The organism is Streptomyces sp. Root431 (genome assembly GCF_001426585.1).
Lineage (GTDB): Bacteria > Actinomycetota > Actinomycetes > Streptomycetales > Streptomycetaceae > Streptomyces > Streptomyces stackebrandtii.
Map to the genome: position 1 here is coordinate 142,922 of NZ_LMEI01000009.1, position 18,019 is coordinate 160,940.

Genomic DNA, 18,019 nt, shown 5'->3' on the forward strand with positions numbered 1-18,019 from the left:
CATGAACGCGATCGTCGGCAGCCACGACCTGCTCCTGGTCACCCTCGACACGCTGCGGTACGACGTGGCGGCCGAGCTGGCGGCCGAGGGGCGCATCCCGCACCTGGCCCGGCACCTGCCCGGCGGGGTGTGGGAGCGGCGGCACGCGCCCGGCAGCTTCACGTACGCCTCCCACCAGGCGATCTTCGCCGGCTTCCTGCCGACCCCGGCCTCTCCCGGGCCGCACCCCCGGCTCTTCGCGGCCCGGTTCGCGGGCAGCGAGTCGACCGCCGGCGGCACCTACGTCCACGACACCCCGGACCTCGTCTCGGCGCTCGCGGGCGAGGGCTACCGGACGGTCTGCGTCGGCGGGGTCGGCTTCTTCAACAAGCAGCCGCCGCTCGGCTCCGTGCTCCCCGGCATGTTCCAGGAGAGTCACTGGGAACCGTCCTTCGGCGTCGCGTCCCCGACCTCCTTCGAGTCCCAGGTGGCCCGCGCCGAGGAGGTCGTCGCCGCGCTCCCCCGCGAGCGGCGGCTCTTCCTCTTCGTCAACGTGTCCGCGCTGCACCAGCCCAACTGGTTCCATCTGCCCGGGGCGACCCGCGAGACCGGGGACTCCCGGGCCACGCACGCGGCGGCCCTCGAATACGTCGACCGGCACATCGGACGGCTCTTCGCCGCGATGAGCAGCCGGCGTCCCTGCTTCGCGATCGTCTGCTCGGACCACGGCACCGCGTACGGGGAGGACGGGCACACCGGGCACCGGCTCGGCCACGAGGTCGTGTGGACCGTGCCGTACGCGCAGTTCGTCCTGGACGGCCCCGCGCGGGAGGCGGCGGCATGAGCGAGACCACCTCCCCGCGCCCGTACCGCAGCTACGTCTACGCGTATCCGCACAAGACGGCGTACCGCGCGCTCCCCGACCGGCCCTCCCTCGGCGCCCTCTGGGAGGCGGAGCCGAAGGACGCGCTCTCCCTCTACGCGCACATACCGTTCTGCGAGGTCCGCTGCGGTTTCTGCAACCTCTTCACCCGCATCGGCGCCCCCGACGAGCTGAGCACCCGCTATCTCGACGCCCTCGACCGCCAGGCCACGGCGGTCCGCGAGGCGCTCGGCGACCGTGCACCGGTGCGGTTCGCGACGGCCGCGTTCGGCGGTGGCACGCCCACCTTCCTCACCGCCGCCGAGCTGGAGCGGCTCTGCGACATCGCCGAGAAGCGGATGGGCGTCGACCTGCGGGCCGTGCCGCTCTCCGTCGAGACCTCCCCCGCGACGGCGACGACCGACCGGCTCGCGCTCCTCGCCGAGCGGGGCGCGACCCGCCTCAGCATCGGGGTGCAGAGCTTCGTGGAGGCGGAGGCCCGGGCGGCCGTCCGACCGCAGCGGCGTGCGGACGTCGAGGCCGCGCTCGGCAGGATCCGGGACACCGGCGTGCCCGTCCTCAACATCGACCTCATCTACGGGATCGACGGCCAGACCGAGGAGTCCTGGCGCTCCTCGCTCGACGCGGCGCTCGCCTGGCGCCCCGAGGAGCTGTACCTCTACCCGCTGTACGTCCGGCCGCTCACCGGCCTCGGCCGGATCTCCCCCGCCGCCGACCGCGCGTGGGACGAGCAGCGGCTGCGCCTCTACCGGTACGGCCGGGACCACCTCCGCGCGCACGGCTACGAGCAGGTGTCGATGCGGATGTTCCGGCGGACGGACGCCGCTCCCCTCGGCCCGGACGACTACGCGTGCCAGACGGACGGGATGATCGGCCTGGGCTGCGGGGCCCGCTCGTACACCTCGGCGCTGCACTACTCCTTCGACTACGCCGTCGACATGCGGGAGATCCGCTCGATCATCGACGCCTACACGGAGACCGAGGACTTCTCGCGCGTCGAGGTGGGCCGGTGGGTCGACGCGGAGGAGGCCCGCCGCCGCCATCTGCTCCAGTCGCTGCTCCAGGCGGAGGGCATGCCGGTCGCCGGCTACGAGGAGCGGTTCGGCTCCTCGCCGTTCGCGGACTTCCCCGTGGAGCTGGGCCGGTTCGAGGCCCTCGGCTGGCTCGACGCGGACGCCCCGGCGGGGCTGCTCCGGCTCTCGCCGGAGGGGCTCGCGTACTCGGACGGGCTCGGCCCGGAGCTGTTCTCGCCCGGAGTGCGGGCCGCCATGGCCGCGTATGAGCCGAAGTAGGGGCGGGCATGGATCTGACGCTGCTCTACCGCGGCCCGCTCTCCTCCTGCGACTTCGACTGCCCCTACTGTCCCTTCGCCAAGCGGCGGGACAGCCGCGAGCAGCTGCGCGCGGACCGGGCCGCGCTCGACCGGTTCACGGGGTGGGCCGCCGCACAGACCGGCGACCGGCTGCGGATCCTGTTCACCCCGTGGGGCGAGGGGCTGGTGCGCTCCTGGTACCGGCGGGCGCTCGTCGACCTGTCGCGGCTGCCGCACGTCGAGCGGGTGGCGATCCAGACGAATCTGAGCTGCCGGACGGACTGGCTGGCGGAGGCGGACCCGGAGACCGTCGCCCTCTGGTGCACGTACCACCCGGGCCAGACGCCGTACGAGCGGTTCCTCGGCAAGTGCCGCGAGCTGGCGGACCGGGGCATCCGGTTCAGTGTCGGCGTGGTCGGCCTGCCCGAGCACCGGGACGACGCCCGGCGGCTGCGCGCCGCCCTGCCGCCGCACGTCTACCTCTGGGTGAACGCGGCCGAGGGGCACACGTACACGGACGCGGAGGCCGGGGAGTGGACGGAGATCGATCCGCTCTTCCCGTACAGCCGACGGCCGCACCCCTCGGCGGGGCTGCCGTGCCGTACGGGCGAGTCGGTGATCTCGGTGGACGGCGAGGGGACCGTACGGCGCTGCCACTTCGTCAAGGCGGAGCTGGGCAACCTGTACGACGGTTCGTACCGCGCCGCCCTGCGGCCCCGGGCCTGCCCCCTCGGCGTCTGCGACTGTCACATCGGCTACGTCCACCTGGAGACGCTGCCGCTGTACGACGTGTTCGCCGGCGGGGTCCTGGAGCGGATCCCGGCCGGCGTCGTCGCCCCCGGCGGTCCTACAGGGGCATGAGGTCGGGGCGCTTGGCCTCGACGTGGTCGCCCGAGCTCTCGCCCCGCAGCCTGCGCCCGATCCAGGGCACGAGGTACTCCTTGGCCCAGTGGATGTCGTCGCGGCGCACCTCGAGCGTGCCGCGCGGCGGGCGCGGCGGCCACGGCTGGTCCGGGTCGGCGGGCACCGGCAGGCCGAGGACCTGGGCGGCGCGCAGGGCGACGCGGGTGTGGCCGTCGGGCGAGAGGTGCAGCCGGTCGTCGTCCCAGGCCCGCAGGTCCTGCACGGACTTGAGGGACCACAGGTCGAGGACCGGGCAGTCGTAGCGGTCCGCGATGGACCGGACGTGGGCCGTGTAGGTGGCGATCTTCCCGCGCAGGTGCCGGAGCACGGGGATGTCACGGGTGTCGAAGCCGGTGGTCACCATGACGGTGCCGACGGCGGAGGTCAGGTCCGCGACGGCGCGCTCGAAGCGCTCGGCCACGTCGTCGGGGTCCGTGCCGGGCCGGATGATGTCGTTGCCGCCCGCACAGAAGGTCACCAGGTCGGGGGCGAGTTCCTTCGCCCGGGGGACCTGTTCCGCCACGATCTGGTCGAGCAGTCGCCCGCGTACGGCCAGGTTGGCGTAGCGGAAGTCGTCGTGCTCCGGCAGCTGGTCGGCGAGCAGGACCGCGAAGCGGTCCGCCCAGCCGACGTACGTCCCGTCGGGCCCGGGGTCTCCGACGCCCTCGGTGAAGCTGTCACCGATCGCCGCGTACGACCCGAATGCGTTCTTGTCTCTTGATCTCGAATCGTCTGCCACGGGAGCACATCCTTCCCTTTGGGATGTGACCTACGCGACCGTAAGGAGGGGTTGACGGCGGGTGACATATGCCACCGATAAAGATTCTCCCAAGACGGAATACGGCGACGGCCCGGCACATACGTGCCGGGCCGTCGAAATGCGTCCGTGTCAGACGGAGACGCCGTGCTGGCGGAGGTAGGCCAGCGGGTCGACGTCGGAGCCGTAGCTCGGGGAGGTGCGGATCTCGAAGTGCAGGTGCGGGCCGGTGGAGTTGCCGGTCGAGCCGGAGAGGCCGATCTGCTGGCCGCCGCTGACGGTCTGGCCGGACGAGACGGAGAGGGAGGAGAGGTGCGCGTACTGCGAGTAGTTGCCGTCGGCGTGCTGGATGACGACCTCGTTGCCGTAGGCGCCGCTCCAGCCGGCGGAGACGACCGTGCCGGCGCCGACGGCGCGGACGGTGGTGCCGGAGGAGGCGATGAAGTCGACACCGGTGTGGTAGCCGGAGGACCACATGGAGCCGGAGGCGCGGTACGGGGTGGAGAAGCCGCCGGTGACGGGCGCGACCCAGCCGGACGCGGAGGCCGAGGAGCCCGACGACTGCGAGGCCTGCGACTGCGAGGCGGAGGTCTCCGAGGTGGCGGCGGCCGGGGCGGAGGAGCGCTCGCTGCTGCGCGAGGCGCGCTGGGTGTCGCCGTTCTTCCCGGAGCTCTTCGTGCTCTCGGGGGCGGCGGCCTTCGGCGCGGTGCGCTGGGGAGCGGCGGCCTTGGGCGCGCTCTTCGGGGCGGCGGCGGTCGCGGTGCTCTTGGCGCCGAGGGTGAGCTTCATGCCGGGCAGGATCAGCGAGGGGTTCTCGCCGACGACCTGGCGGTTGTCCGCGTACAGCTTCTGCCAGCCGCCCGCGAGGTGGTGCTCGGTGGCGATCTTCGACAGGTAGTCGCCGCTGACGACGGAGTACGTCTTCGGCGCGGCCTTCGCGGCGGCGGTCGGCGCGGCCTGGAGGGCGGCGGGCGCCTTCACCTGGGCGGCGGCGACGACGGCCTGGGCGGGGACGGCGGCCGGGGCGGCCTGCTCGGCGGCGTGGGCCCCGGTGGCGCCGAGGAGCGGAAGCGCGACGACGGCGCCTCCGGTACCGGCGGCGACGAGTCCACGGGTGAGGGGGTTGTTCCTGGGACGGCGGTGCTTACCCTTCGCGGGCATGGCGAATTCCTCTCCGGCGCCTACGAGGTGAGCTGTCGGGTTCGGACTGGAGATGCCCGGCCGCGTTCTCACGCGGCTTCACCCCGAGCCGTCCTGTGTCGCGGGACCGGCGTACTTCCTGGGTCCCCCGCTCCTGCCACGCATGGGATGAGTGCGGATTCCGGACGGTGGCAGGATTCGGCGGTCCGACCGGATTGACGGTGACGCTAGACGAGCGGGGTCGGAGCGAACAAGCCGCAGATTTCCCCCGGCATTACGCGGGCCGCATTCCGGGCGGAATTCCGGTCACCCTCCGTCGATGACGGTCCTTCGATTTCCTTTTTCCGTACGGCAATTGCCCGGGGCCCTCGGCCACGATCCGTCACTTCTATGACCCTGCTCACGCGGCCCCGCCCATCTCGCCTGCAAACAGGGCGCGTTCTACCTAACGCCCTATATCGGACAGATCGCCCATTCCCGTCCGAGGGGGTGCGCGGAACCCCTCCCACCTGGATGATTGTCCTAGGAACCGATCGCGCATCGGGCCCCCGAACGACGACCCCCAGGAGCATCCGTGACGCAGCAGCTGCCGCAGGTCCCGCCCACCGAAGCGAACGAACCCGAGCTGGCCGAGGTCCGCAACTTCCGGGACGTGGGCGGCCTGCCGACGACGGACGGGCGCGCCGTGCGACCCGGCCGCCTCTTCCGCAGCGGCCACCTCGCCCACGCCACCGAGGCGGACGCCGCCTTCCTCGCCTCGCTCGGCCTGCACACCGTCTTCGACTTCCGCAACGAGGCCGACCGCAGGGTCGAGGGGGCGGACGTGGAGCTCCCCGGCGTACGGAACGTGAACATCCCCCTCAACGACCCGGCCGACGGCAAGGAGTTCTGGAAGCTGGTACGCGAGGGCGAGATCGAGCAGCTGCGCGAGATCCTGGGCAACGGCAAGGCGGCGGCCCGAATGTCCGACTCGTACCGGAAGATGGTGGTCGAGCGGACCTCGGAGCACAGCCGGATCCTGCACTCCATGGCGGAGGAGAGCGTCCCGGCCCTGATGCACTGCGCGGCGGGCAAGGACCGCGCCGGCCTCTCCATCGCGATCACCCTGCTCGCCCTCGGCGTCGAGCGCGAGGCGATCGAGGCCGACTACGTGAAGTCGAACGACCCGCACCGCCGCTACAAGGTGCGCCGCAGCTCCACCTCCGCGGACGCGATGTCGCCCGAGGTGATGGAGCTGCTGAGCCCGCTCTTCGACGCGCGGGTGGAGTATCTGCGGGCCGCGTTCGAGACGATCGACGCGACCTGGGGCTCGGTGGAGACCTACCTCACGGAGGGGCTCAAGCTGGCCCCGGAGACCCGCGAGCGGCTGCGGGAGCACTTCCTCGTCGAGGCGTAGTCCCGCCTACTGGTTCTGCCCGCCGAGCATGAAGAGCAGGTAGAGGAAGCCGGCGAAGAGGTGTCCGGCGATCAGGTACGCGAAGAGGCGGAGGACCAGGCCCTTGGGGAACTTGCCTTCCCCGCGCTCTTCGCCGGTGACAGGTCGTGACTTCTCGGACATCTCGGTCCTTTTCTGACGGAGGGGTACGGCGGTCAACGCCGGTGCGGGGTTCCGTCGCCGAGGCACAGCTCGGCGACGGGACTCTGCATCAGGGTGTGGACGAAGAGCAGCTCGGCCCCGCCGGGGGTGGCGGCGCCGATGCGGTGCGGGGTGAACGAGTCGAAGTGCGCGCTGTCCCCCGGATCGAGGACGTGGACGGCCTCGCCGAGCGCGAGCCGCACCCGCCCCTCCAGGACGTGGATCCACTCCTCGCCGGGGTGGACCCGCACGATGTCGGCCCGGGTGGCGTACGGCACGTGGACGCGCAGGCACTGGAGCGCCCGCCCGGCGCCGCCGGCCTGCCGGTAGATCCAGCCGTCGGCCTCGACGGGCTCGGAGCGGCCGGCGCGGACGACGGGGTCGCGCTCGGGCGGTGTCTCGCCGAGGAGCTCGGAGACCGTCGTACCGTAGATACGGGCGAGGGCGAGCAGCATGGGGAGCGACGGCTGCCGGTTCCCCGTCTCCAGTCGGGAGAGGTGGGCCGGCGAGAGGCCGGCCCGCTGGGCGGCGGCCTCCAGGGTGAGTCCCCGGCGGCGGCGCAGGGCCCGCAGCTGCGGGGCGACGTCGGGCAGGACGTCGGGGGTGGCGGGGTCCGGGGAGATCTCCCCGGGGACGTGGTCCATGCGTCCATTGCGCCAGGATCGTGCCTCTGAGGCAAGTTTCTTGCCTCAGAGGCAAACCCCGTCGAAGCCCGGCGCGAAGACCTCGGACCCGTCCGGCTCAGCGCTGTGCCACGGCCTGCTTCACCAGTGTCTTCCCGAAGTCCCACATCAGCCCGCCGCCGCCGTGGGCCTCGTCCATGACCGCCGTGAAGGCGGTGACGAACCGGTCCACGTCCGCCTCGTCGATGATCAGCGGCGGGATCAGCTTGATCACCTCCAGATGGTCACCGGAGACCTGGGTGAGGATCCGGTGCCGCTGGAGCAGGGGCACGACGACCATCTGGGCGAAGAGACCCTTGCGGGCCGCCTGGAGCATGGTCCAGCGTCCGCGCAGCCCCAGCGAGGACGGGCGGCCGAACTCGATCCCGATCATCAGCCCGCGCCCCCGGATCTCGTGCAGCAGCTCGTACCGGGGCACGAGCTCCTTCAGGCGCCCGGAGAGCAGGTCGCCGATCCGGCGCGCGTGCGCGACCGTCCCCTCGTCCTCCATGACGGCGAGGACGGCGAGCCCGGCCGCCATGGCCTGCGCGTTCGATCCGAAGCTCGCCGAGTGGACCAGGACCCGGTCCATCGACGAGTAGACCTTCTTGAAGATCCAGTCCTTGCCGAGGGTGGCACCGACCGGCACGTAGCCGCCGGAGAGCGCCTTGGCGACGCAGACCAGGTCCGGCTCGACCCCCGGCTCGTGCTGGTACGCGTAGAAGTCGCCGGTCCTGCCGAGGCCGGTCTGCACCTCGTCCGCGATCAGCAGCACTCCGTGCCGGTGCAGCAGCTCCTGCGCGGCGCGCAGGAAGCCGGGCGGCGCCTCGTGGACGCCCTTGCCCTGGATCGGCTCCACGACGAAGGCGGCCACGTCGCCCCGGCGCAGCTCCCGCTCCAGGGCTTCGAGGTCGCCGAGGGCGATCGCGGTGTCCGGCAGGAGCGGGTCGAAGCCCTGCCGGAAGCCCTCCTCGCCGTTGACGGAGAGCGAGCCGGTGGTGAGCCCGTGGAAGGCGTGGGCGCAGTAGAGGACCCTGGGCCGCCCGGTGGCGTACCGGGCGAATTTGAGGGCGGTCTCCACGGCCTCGGTGCCGCTGTTGCCGAAGAAGACCCGGTCGAGGTGCGGGCTGTGGGCGAGCAGCCGCTCGGCGAGCAGCCCCGGCAGGGGCTGGCAGTCGAAGCGGGTGAGGTCGGCGAGCTGGGAGTCCAGGACGTCGTGGAGGGCCTTGCGGACGACGGGGTGGTGCCGTCCGAGGCCCATCACGCCGAAGCCGGCGAGCATGTCGAGGTGGTCGACGCCGTCGGCGTCCCAGAAGTGGGCGCCCTCTGCCCGCTCGTACACCTTGTCGAAGCCGATGGTGTGGAGCATGCGCGGCAGCTGGTGGTTGAGGTACTTGGCGTGCAGCTCGTACCGCTCGCCGCCGCGCTCGGCGAGCAGTGCCCGCAGATCGAACTCCCCGCTCATCGCCCGCCCTCCTTCCCCGCTCTCACGCGCTGTTCCCGGAGACGGTCTCCCTGATCGCGCGCAGGGACTCCTTGAGGGACCCCATGGTGGCGAGGACGGCGGTGGGTTCGTAGCCGCAGTGCGCCATGCAATTGGCGCAGCGCGGGTCCTTTCCGCGGCCGTACTTGTCCCAGTCGGTTTCCTCGACGAGTTCGCGGTACGTGGGGACGTATCCGTCGCTCATCAGATAGCAGGGGCGCTGCCAGCCGAAGAGCGAGTAGTTCGGAATGGCCCAGGCCGTGCAGGGGAAATCGGCCTTTCCTTCGAGGAAGTCCAGGAAGAGCGGCGAGTGGTTGAGGCGCCAGCGGCGCCGGTTTCCGCCCGCGAAGGCCTTCTTGAAGAGTTCGCGGGTCTGCTCGACGCCGAGGAAGTGCTCCTGGTCGGGGGCCTTCTCGTAGGCGTAGGCGGGCGAGATCATCATTTCGTCGACCTGGAGGTCGTCGTTGAGGAAATTGAGCACCTCGATGATGGTCTGCGGGGTGTCGGTGTTGAAGAAGGTCGAATTGGTGGTGACGCGGAAGCCGCGCCGCTTGGCCTCCTTGATGGCCGCCACCGCCTCGTCGAACACGCCCTCCTTGGCGACGGATTCGTCGTGCCGCTCGCGCAGGCCGTCGATGTGCACGGCGAAGGCGAAGTACGGCGAGGGCGTGAACTTGTCCAGCTTCTTGCGGAGCAGCATCGCGTTGGTGCACAGGAAGACGTACTTCCTCCTGGCCACCAACTGGCGCACGATCTCGTCGATCTGAGGGTGCATCAGGGGCTCGCCGCCCGCGATCGACACCATGGGCGCGCCGGACTCCAGGACCGCGCCGACGGCCTGCGCCACCGGCATGCGCTGCTTGAGGACACCCGCCGGGTGCTGGATCTTTCCGCAGCCCTCGCACGCGAGGTTGCAGGCGTAGAGCGGCTCCAGCTCGACGATCAGCGGGAACTTGTCCCGCTTGCGGAGCTTCTGTTCGAAGAGGTAGGTCCCGACCCTGATGGACTGACGGAGCGGCATGGCCATAACTCGCTCACCTCCTGGGGAGCAGCAAAGAACGGTGCCATTCGAAGAATGCGGGAAGGACGGCACGGAGAACACGGAAGGCCGATATTCCCCCGCGTACCGTGCCGATCCGGACCAGTTCATGTTCTGGAGCGTCCACGACCACCCGGACGGCCGCAACCGGGCGGGCGTCCGGCCCCGTCCCGAGCCGGCCGGTCTCTCGCGCGGTGCCCAGGGTCGCCGCGGACTCCATGTCGACGGCGATCGCGCCGGTGGCCCGCAGCGCGGCCCGCTCGGGGCCGCGCACGACGTGGTCGGAGCCGGTCAGCGGGCCGGTGTGGACGGTCCGCCCGGGCACCGCCCTGGCCAGCGCCTTCACCAGGAGCTCGGTGCCGACGCACTGGGTCGTGCCGTCGGAGCCCCGGGTCTCCTCGGCGACGATCAGGTCCCCCGGGTGCATGCCCGGGGCGAGCCCCGCGCAGAAGCCGGAGGCGATGACGGCGGCGTCCGCCCACCGCTCCTCGCCGAGCACCCGGGACACGGTCCGGCGGGCGTGGGCGGGTCCCATGCCCGTACGCACCACGGTCACGGGGCCCGGAGCGCCGCCCCGGTCCCCGCTGCGCAGGGCGAACCGCTCGATGCCGAGCGCACAGGCGATCAGCAGGGGCGGTGCGTCGCCGGGTCGCGGGCCCGGCTCGCGGCCCATCAGCCCTCCCCGGCCGTCGACCGGGAGGAGCGGACCGCGTGGGCGGAGCGGGCGGCACGGGCCGCCTGGGGGGAGGGATCCCCGTACACGTACCGCCCGAGGGCCGTGAGCGGGAACACCTGCCGGTAGAGGTGGTAGTTGATGGAGAAGTCCCAGGGGAAGCCGGTGCCCGTGAAGTACGGCTCGTCCCAGGAGCCGTCCTCACGCTGCGTCTCCGTGAGCCAGGCGACGCCCCGCCGGACGGGCTCGGATTCGCGGTCGCCGGCCGCGAGGAGGGCGATGAGCGCCCACGCGGTCTGGGAGGCGGTGGAGGCGCCGCGTCCGATCCACTGCTCGTCCTCGTACGAGCGGAGGTCCTCGCCCCAGCCCCCGTCCTCGTTCTGCGTGGAGCCCAGCCAGGCGACGGCCCGGCGGATCGCCGGGTGGGAGCCGGGCAGCCCCGCGGCGGTGAGGGCCGGGACCACCGACCCCGTCCCGTAGACGTGGTTGACGCCCCAGCGGCCGAACCAGGCGCCGTTCGGCTCCTGTTCGGCGAGGAGCCACTCGATTCCCCGCCGCGTACGGGGATTCCGGGCCTGCCCCTCGTAGGCGAGCATCTCCACCACATGGGCGGTGACGTCGGCGGACGGCGGGTCGATCACCTCGCCGAAGTCGCAGAACGGCAGCTTGTTGGGCAAGGCGCTGGTGTTGTCGGCGTCGAAGGCTCCCCAGGCGCCGTTGCGCGACTGCATGCCGAGAGTCCAGCGCGCGCCCCGGGCGATGGCCGCCTCCACCCGGGCGGGGTCGGGGTGGTCGACCCGGCGCAGGGCGAGGAGGACCTCGGCGGTGTCGTCGATGTCGGGGTAGTTGTCGTTGTGGAACTCGAACGCCCAGCCGCCCGGCGGGAGTCCGGGACGGCGCACCGCCCAGTCGCCCTCCTTGGTGATCTCCTCGTCCAGCATCCAGTCGACGGCCTTCACCAGGGCCGGGTGGTCGGGGCGGAGCCCGGCGTCGGCGAGCGCGATGGTGGCGAGGCAGGTATCCCAGACCGGGGACTGGCAGGCCTCGATCATCCGGGAGCCGTCCTCGCGCCAGACCGCGAAGCGGTCGAGGGAGTCGAGGCCCGCGCGCATGACCGGGTGCCGGAGGTCGTAACCGAGGAGGTGCAGGGCGATGACCGAGTAGACGGCGGGGGGCTGGATGCCGCCCCAGCAGCCGTCGTTCTCCTGGCGCTCGACGATCCACCGCGCGGCCACGTTCATGGCGGTCCCGCGCAGCGCGCGGGGGGCGACCCGGTGGTAGACGTGCAGCGCCTTGTCGAGCCGCTGGAAGATCCCGTCCCAGCCGGTGGCCGGGGCGAGGGGCCGGGGCGGGTTCGGGCGCGCCGGATCGGTGTGGAGCTCGTCGAGCGGGAAGGGCGCGGGGCGGACCGGGCGCTTCGCGGAGACGACGGTCAGCGGCACGATCGTCTGCCGGGCCCAGCAGCCGAAGTCGTAGATGTTGAGCGGGAACCACTTCGGCAGGAAGAGCAGCTCGGGGGGCAGCTGTGGCAGGTCCTCCCAGCGCCACCAGCCGAAGAGGGCCAGCCAGATCCGGGTGAAGACCCGGGCGGCGGCGATCCCGCCCCGGGCGCGGACCCAGGCGGAGGCGCGGGCCATGTGCGGGGCCTCGGGCGCGTCCCCGGCGAGCCGCAGCGCCACATAGGCCTCGACGGTGGCGGAGACCTCGCCCGGTCCGCCGTAGAAGGTGGCCCAGGCGCCGTCCTCCCGTTGTTCGCGGCGGATGTGGAGGGCCGCGGCCCGGAGGGTGTCGGCGTCGAGGATGCCCAGGAACTGGCGGAGGAGCAGGTCCTCGGCGTCCATGGTGACGTTGGTCTCCAGGTCGCCCTTCCACCAGCCCGCCGGGTCCTGGCGGGCGAGCAGGTGCTCGACGGCGCGTTCCGCGGCCCGGGCGGCGCTCCCGTCGAGGTCCGGCGCCGAGGCGTCGGTGTCGTGCGTCGTGCTGGCCGCGGCCGCCCGGGGGCCCACGGCCCCGGCGCTTCCGTCGGTCGTCGCTGTCATGGCTTCCCCTTTGCGCAGTCGGTTTCTTCTGCTTCTACGGGTCTGCCGTCGGCCGGCGCCGGAAGGCACCGGCCGGCGACCGCGAACTCATATCAGGGTGATGGTGATCATCTCTTCCGTACGACCACGAAATCGGCCAGCGCGGTGAGCTGCTCCCGCACGCGGGCGGGCATGTCCACCTCGTGCAGGGCCGCGATCGCGACGGCGTGCTGGCGGCGGGCCTCCTGGGAGGTCCACTCACGGCCTCCGGCCTCCTCGATGAGGGCGGCCCGGAAGGCGAACTCCTCCTCGGAGAAGCTGTCGAAGTCGTTCGACTTGGCGTCCTCGGCGAGGAGTTCGCCGAGCCGCTCCGAGGCGGTTCCGCCCGCGGCGAGGGCCGCGACGACCGGCAGCGACTTCTTGCGCTGGCGCAGGTCGCTCCAAGTCTGCTTGCCGGTGGCCTCCGGGTCGCCCCAGATGCCGAGGAGGTCGTCGACGGCCTGGAAGGCGAGGCCGAGGTGGTAGCCGTACTCCTCCAGCTTGTCGGCGGTGCGGTCGTCGGCGCCGCCGAGGACGGCGCCGATGGAGACGGCGCAGGCGAGCAGGGCGCCCGTCTTGTTGCCCTCCATCTCCAGGCACTCCTCGACGGTGACCCGCTCGCGGTGCTCGTACGAGATGTCCTGGGCCTGCCCGTCGATGAGCTTCCGGGTGGCCGTGGTCAGCCGGCGGGTGGCCCGGCCTGCCTCGACGGTGCCGAGTTCGAGCAGCAGCTCGTTGGCGAGGGCGAAGAGGGCATCGCCGACGAGGATGGCCTGGGCGGGGCCGTGCACCTTCCACACGGTGTCGCGGTGGCGGCGCTGCTCGTCGCCGTCCATCAGGTCGTCGTGGAGCAGCGAGAAGTTGTGGACGAGCTCCACGGCGACGGCGCCGGGGACGCCGACCTCGGGCGCGGCGCCCGCGGCCTCGGCCGACAGCAGCGCGAGCGCGGGGCGGATCGCCTTGCCCCCGTCGCCGTCGGCGGGGTTGCCGTGGGCGTCGATCCAGCCGAAGTGGTAGGCGGCCACGGTGTCCATGGGCGCTGCGAGGCGGTCGACGGCCGCCCGCAGTACGGGGGTGGACAGGGTCCGCCCCCGTTCCAGCAGTGCGGACACGTCCGCGGTGTCGACGGCCGGATTACCCGGCGGCACAGTCGGCACGGTCTCTCCTCTAGTTCCGGTACTCACAGTCATGCCGCCTCCTGCAGCGGATGGTCATGACGGCGGCCGAGGGTGGAGAGCGCGGCGCCCGCTGCGCTGAAACCGCTGCGGACGGCGCCCTCCATGGTCGCGGGCCAGCCGGTGGCGGTCCAGGATCCGGCCAGGTAGAGGCCGGGGACCCGGGTGCGGGCGCCGGGGCGGAGCCGGCCGACGCCCGGGGAAGGGGCGAACGTCGCCGTCCGCTCCCTGGTGACGAAGAAGTCGCGGATCCCGGCGCCTCGGGCGGCGGGCAGCAGCCGCTCCAGCTCCGGGAGGTAGCGCTCGCGCAGGGCGGCCACGGGCTCGTCGATCTCGTCCCCGGCGGCGGACTGGGAGACGGCGAGGTACTGGCCGCCGCCCTGGAGCCCCGAGGAGTCGGTGCGGTCGAAGACCCACTGCACCGGGGAGCCGAGCGCGGTGAAGAACGGCCGCTTCAGCACCTTGCGGTCGTAGACGACGTGCAGGTTGAGGATGGGCGCGGTGTCGATGTCGAGGAGCCGGTCGGGGTCGTCGAGGGCGCCTTCGGGCAGCAGGCCGTGCGTCTCGTGCTGCGGTACGGCGAGGACGACGGTGTCGGCGTCGATGGTCTCCCCCGGCACCTCGACGGACCAACGCCCGTCGCCGGTACGGGAGATCCGCTCGGCCTTGGTGCGCAGCAGGGTGCGGACGCCGAGGCCGTCGAGCTCCTTCGCGGGCCTGGTGTCGTGGAGTTCGCCGAGCGGGACGTGGGCCCAGCCGATGTCGGCGGCGCCGGGCTCGGAGAGGAGACCGGTCTTGAAGACCATCGCCGCGAGCCCCATGGAGGCCTGCGGGGCGGGGGCGTTGAGGGTGGGGATGCCGACCAGGTCCCAGAGGGCCTCGACGGTCCGCGGGGACTGTCCGTGGCGGCCGAGCCAGGTGGCGAAGTCGATGCCGTCGAGCGCCGGGTCGGCGGGGTCGAGCTTCTTGAGGGCGAGCGCGGCCCGGCCGACGGAGGCCCGCTCGGCGAGGGAGAGGTGGGGGTACGTGGCGAGGCTGCGCGCGAGGTGCAGCGGCACGGGGAGGTTGTCGCGGCGGATCCGGCCGAGCCGGGGGCCGCGGGGGTGCGCGACGTCGAGGACGGGGACGTCGAGGCGGTCCTGGAGCGGGGCGAGCCGGGCGCCGTCGATCCGGTCGAGGAACCAGCGGTATGCGGTGCAGCAGCGCAGGTACACGTGCTGGCCGTTGTCGACGGTGAGGTCGCCGCGGCGGAAGGAGAACGCGAGGCCGCCGAGGCGCGGCCGGCCTTCGAGCAGGGTGACGCGGACGCCGGCGTCGGCGAGCTGGAGCGCGGCCGTGATCCCGGCGAGCCCGCCGCCGACGACGACGGCGTGGGGCTGCAGGGGGTTCCGCTCGGTTCCGTCGGTCGTCACACGGCCTCCGTTCGGTTCGGGCCGGTCGGCAGGGGTGCCGCAGGCAGGGACGCCGGGGCGGCGCTCCGGGTTGCCCGGCGGAGGGGGGCGTACGGGTGCATCAGGCACGCCTCCTGACGGTGCGTCGGGCGATGTGACGGGTGTCGAGCCCGGAGAGGCCGCGCACGGCGACGTACGCCTTCTCCCGGCCGGGCAGCGAGACCCGGCCGCGGAGCACGGCCTCGGGGTCGCGCTCGATGCGGTCGAGCAGCCGCCGGTAGATGCCCGCCATGGCGGCGACGCACGCCCCGCTGCGCCGGTCGAGCATCGGCAGCAGCCGGTAGCCCTCGGCGAACAGGGCGCGGGCGCGCCGGACTTCGAAGTGGACGAGCCCGGCGAAGTCGGCGCCGGGGGGCGGGGTCTCGCTGCCGAAGCCTTCCCCGCAGCCGAACTTGGCGAGGTCGTCGGCGGGCAGGTAGGTGCGCCCGTTCAAGGCGTCCTCGCGGACGTCCCTGAGGATGTTGGTGAGTTGGAGCGCGAGCCCCAGGGTGTCGGCGTACTCGCCGGCCCGGTCGGCCCCCTGGGCGCCGGGCTGGGTGCCGAAGACGCCGAGCGAGAGCCGGCCGATCGCGCCGGCGACGCAGCGGCAGTAGATCTTGAGGTCGTCCCAGCTCTCGTAGGTCGCGCCGCGGACGTCCATGAGGACGCCGTCGATGAGCTCGTCGAGACCGCCGAGCGGGATCGGGAAGCGGCGGGCCGAGTCGGCGAGGGCGACCGCGACGGGGTCGGTGTCGTCGTCGTCGACCTCGCCCTTGCGGACCCGGTCGAGCAGCGCGCGGGTGGCTTCGAGCCGCTCCCGCTTGGCCTCGGGCGCGAGCGTGCCGTCGCCGATGTCGTCGACGCGCCGCGAGAAGGCGTACAGCGCGGACATCGCCTGGCGCTTCTCGGCCGGCAGCAGCCTGATCCCGTACGCGAAGTTACGGGCCTGCTGACCGGTGACGGCCTCGCAGTAGCTGTAGGCGGCCTGGACCGGTGCGGACGGCTGGAACTGTCCCTCCACGGTGGCGCTCACCCCTCTCTCCGCGCCCGGAGCAGAACCGCTCCGGCCTGGCGCATCAGGTTCGGCTTGGTGGGCCCCGGCGGGCCGGGCAGGACGTCGAATCCGGCGGCGGTGATCGCGTCGAGCGCCGCGAGGCCGCCGGCGGTGAATCCGGCGAGGAGGAGGCGGAGCCGGCCGTGGACGCTGCCGACGAGCGGGGTGCCCGCGTGCAGCAGTTCGCGAGCCCGCTCGGCCTCGAAGGCGATCAGGGCGCGCACGGAGGCGCCCGCGGTGGGCCGGGCGAGGTCGTCCTCGGTGACGTGGAAGCGCTTGAGGTCCTCGGCGGGCAGGTAGATCCGGTCGCGGCCGAGGTCCTCGGCGACGTCCTGGAGGTGCTCGACGATCTGCAGGGCGGTGCAGATCTCGTCGGAGCGCCGGATCCGCTCGGGGGTGTCGGTGCCGGTGATGGCGAGGACGAGGCGGCCGACGGGGTTCGCGGAGAGCTCGCAGTACGCGAGGAGGTCGTCGTACGTCTCGTAACGGCGCACCAGCTGGTCCTGGCGGTTGGCCGCGATCAGTCCGAGGAAGGGCTCGGGGGCGAGGCCGCACCGCCGGACGGTCGGCTGGAGCGCGAGCAGCAGCGGGTGGCGGGGGGTGCCGTCGAAGACGCGCCGGAGGTCGGCCTCGAAGGCGTCGAGGAGGGCGATCCGGTCCTCTCCCTCCTCGGGGGTGAGGCCGAGGTGCCGGGCGTCGGCGCCGCCGGGCGCGAGGTCGCCGTCGCCGATGTCGTCGACGAGGCGGGCGAAGCCGTAGACGGCCATGAGGTCGTCGCGCCAGGCCCGGGGCAGGAAGAAGGGGGCCACGGGGAAGTTCTCGTCCGCGGCCTTGCCGAGTGTGGTGCGCGAGGAGGCGTCGGGGCGCACCTGCCGGGTTCCCGTCACCGGGCGCTGCCCGACGGGGGGACGGCGACACCCTCGTGGAGCTGGAGATTCTGCGTCATGGCCGTCACGACTCCCGTTCTACACTGCCGATCCAATCCATCCTATTTCGGACACGCCGCCTACTCCTGCCCGCCGGGCCGTCACCCGGCGACCCGATGGCCGTGGGGTATCGCCCTACTTGCCTCGAAACAGACCGGTCCAGCTTACGTTGTACGAGGGCAGTCGACGTTCCGGGGTGGCGGGGATCCGGGACTTCATCCGTACGGGTCGCCAACCCTCGCGCGCAGCAAGGGAGTTCGAAACGGACCCGAGGTCAGAGGACACGCGTGCCGGAGACCACCATGGCCAGGGTGGATTCGACGACGTCGTCCCTGCGCTGTGCGGGAAGGCGCCGCAGCGGGCCGTCGAGCAGCAGCAGTGACAGTCCGTGGACGGCCGACCACGCTGCGGCACCGGCTGCGGGCCGGAAGCCGGGCCGGGGGCCACCGGCCTTGGCGAGGCCCTCAAGGGCCTCCCTGAGCAGGGTGAACGCGCGGATCTCGGGCTCGGCCTGCGGCGGCCCGGAGGACGGCTCCTCGGCCCCGGCGGGGCGGGCGACGCAGAACGCGGCCCGGTAGAGGCCGGGCTGGTCCACGGCGAAGCCGACGTACCCCCGGCAGAGGGCGACGAGCCTGCGCTCGGCGGCCAGCGAGGGGTCGTCGGCGCCGGGCTCGCGGGCGGCGGCCCGCTCCATGGAGTCGGCGAGCAGGCGCTGGGCGTGCACCTTGACGGTGCGGAGCAGTTCGCCGCGTCCGTCGAAGTGCCGGTAGGCGGCGGTGGGCGAGACGCCGACCCGGCGGGCGGCCTCGCGCAGCACGACCCGCTCGGGACCGCCGTCGGCGGCCAGGTGGACGGCGGCGCAGATCAGCGCGTTGCGCAGATCGCCGTGGTGGTACGTCTTTCCCCCCGAGATCGCTGCCATGGGATCATCCTGCCCGATGTTGACCGCATGAACATTCCGGGTGGCAGC

Annotated in this window: 17 protein-coding genes and 1 riboswitch; of the genes, 4 read left to right on the forward strand and 13 right to left on the reverse strand. The window is 72.7% G+C overall.

What is annotated here, in order from left to right; translation table 11 throughout:
• The first annotated feature begins 1 nt into the window (after position 1).
• Genes ASC82_RS14160 through ASC82_RS14170 form a run of 3 tightly spaced genes read left to right on the forward strand, consistent with a single transcriptional unit; the run spans position 2 to position 3,035 of the window.
• The gene (locus ASC82_RS14160; protein ID WP_056648531.1) at positions 2–823 is read left to right on the forward strand and encodes an STM4013/SEN3800 family hydrolase; all 822 of its coding nucleotides are present in this window, start codon (positions 2–4) and stop codon (positions 821–823) included.
• On the forward strand, positions 820–2,154 hold the full coding sequence (locus tag ASC82_RS14165) for an STM4012 family radical SAM protein (protein ID WP_056646919.1): 1,335 nt from the start codon (positions 820–822) through the stop codon (positions 2,152–2,154). Before ASC82_RS14160 ends, ASC82_RS14165 begins: the two co-directional genes overlap by 4 nt.
• Positions 2,155–2,162: 8 nt before the next feature.
• The gene (locus ASC82_RS14170; protein WP_056646922.1) at positions 2,163–3,035 is read left to right on the forward strand and encodes an STM4011 family radical SAM protein; all 873 of its coding nucleotides are present in this window, start codon (positions 2,163–2,165) and stop codon (positions 3,033–3,035) included.
• Here the strand turns inward: ASC82_RS14170 and ASC82_RS14175 are convergent.
• Both ASC82_RS14175 and ASC82_RS14180 read right to left on the reverse strand, forming a co-directional pair.
• Positions 3,022–3,816 carry an SGNH/GDSL hydrolase family protein gene (locus ASC82_RS14175; protein WP_056646925.1) on the reverse strand — a complete coding sequence of 265 codons (795 nt, stop codon included), beginning with the start codon at positions 3,814–3,816 and terminating at the stop codon, positions 3,022–3,024. The genes ASC82_RS14170 and ASC82_RS14175 overlap by 14 nt on opposite strands.
• Positions 3,817–3,966: 150 nt before the next feature.
• Complete coding sequence (locus tag ASC82_RS14180) at positions 3,967–4,995, reverse strand: peptidoglycan DD-metalloendopeptidase family protein (protein ID WP_056646929.1); 1,029 nt, start codon at positions 4,993–4,995, stop codon at positions 3,967–3,969.
• Positions 4,996–4,999: 4 nt separating this feature from the next.
• Positions 5,000–5,155, reverse strand: a riboswitch (cyclic di-AMP (ydaO/yuaA leader).
• 393 nt (positions 5,156–5,548) lie between these two features.
• Between ASC82_RS14180 and ASC82_RS14185 the strand changes: the two genes are divergently transcribed.
• Positions 5,549–6,370: a tyrosine-protein phosphatase gene (locus tag ASC82_RS14185; protein ID WP_056646932.1), complete on the forward strand. Its 822-nt coding sequence runs from the start codon at positions 5,549–5,551 to the stop codon at positions 6,368–6,370.
• 6 nt (positions 6,371–6,376) lie between these two features.
• On the opposite strand, the gene ASC82_RS30635 is transcribed toward ASC82_RS14185, so the two are convergent.
• From ASC82_RS30635 to ASC82_RS14235, 11 genes are all read right to left on the reverse strand, one after another.
• Positions 6,377–6,532 (reverse strand): DUF6126 family protein, encoded by a 156-nt coding sequence (locus tag ASC82_RS30635; RefSeq protein WP_015037637.1) that lies wholly within the window; start codon positions 6,530–6,532, stop codon positions 6,377–6,379.
• A gap of 32 nt (positions 6,533–6,564) precedes the next feature.
• Positions 6,565–7,194, reverse strand: a complete 630-nt coding sequence (locus tag ASC82_RS14190) for a helix-turn-helix domain-containing protein (RefSeq protein WP_056646935.1) — start codon at positions 7,192–7,194, stop codon at positions 6,565–6,567.
• A gap of 97 nt (positions 7,195–7,291) precedes the next feature.
• The gene (locus ASC82_RS14195; protein WP_056646938.1) at positions 7,292–8,677 is read right to left on the reverse strand and encodes an aspartate aminotransferase family protein; all 1,386 of its coding nucleotides are present in this window, start codon (positions 8,675–8,677) and stop codon (positions 7,292–7,294) included.
• Between the two features lie 22 nt (positions 8,678–8,699).
• Entirely contained in the window at positions 8,700–9,722 is a 1,023-nt protein-coding gene (hpnH, locus tag ASC82_RS14200) for an adenosyl-hopene transferase HpnH (protein WP_056646942.1), read from the reverse strand.
• A gap of 7 nt (positions 9,723–9,729) precedes the next feature.
• On the reverse strand, positions 9,730–10,407 hold the full coding sequence (locus ASC82_RS14205; protein ID WP_056646946.1) for a 1-hydroxy-2-methyl-2-butenyl 4-diphosphate reductase: 678 nt from the start codon (positions 10,405–10,407) through the stop codon (positions 9,730–9,732).
• Positions 10,407–12,446 (reverse strand): squalene--hopene cyclase, encoded by a 2,040-nt coding sequence (gene shc, locus ASC82_RS14210; protein WP_056646949.1) that lies wholly within the window; start codon positions 12,444–12,446, stop codon positions 10,407–10,409. Before shc ends, ASC82_RS14205 begins: the two co-directional genes overlap by 1 nt.
• A gap of 107 nt (positions 12,447–12,553) precedes the next feature.
• Entirely contained in the window at positions 12,554–13,654 is a 1,101-nt protein-coding gene (locus ASC82_RS14215) for a polyprenyl synthetase family protein (protein ID WP_079039259.1), read from the reverse strand.
• Positions 13,651–15,051 carry a hydroxysqualene dehydroxylase HpnE gene (gene hpnE, locus ASC82_RS14220; RefSeq protein ID WP_056646955.1) on the reverse strand — a complete coding sequence of 467 codons (1,401 nt, stop codon included), beginning with the start codon at positions 15,049–15,051 and terminating at the stop codon, positions 13,651–13,653. The genes ASC82_RS14215 and hpnE overlap by 4 nt, the downstream gene beginning before the upstream one ends.
• 100 nt (positions 15,052–15,151) lie before the next feature.
• Positions 15,152–16,090 (reverse strand): presqualene diphosphate synthase HpnD, encoded by a 939-nt coding sequence (hpnD, locus tag ASC82_RS14225; protein ID WP_056648533.1) that lies wholly within the window; start codon positions 16,088–16,090, stop codon positions 15,152–15,154.
• Positions 16,091–16,098: 8 nt separating this feature from the next.
• Entirely contained in the window at positions 16,099–17,010 is a 912-nt protein-coding gene (gene hpnC, locus ASC82_RS14230; protein ID WP_056646959.1) for a squalene synthase HpnC, read from the reverse strand.
• A 313-nt stretch (positions 17,011–17,323) separates the two neighbouring features.
• Entirely contained in the window at positions 17,324–17,971 is a 648-nt protein-coding gene (locus ASC82_RS14235) for a TetR/AcrR family transcriptional regulator (protein ID WP_056646962.1), read from the reverse strand.
• Positions 17,972–18,019: the final 48 nt, after the last annotated feature.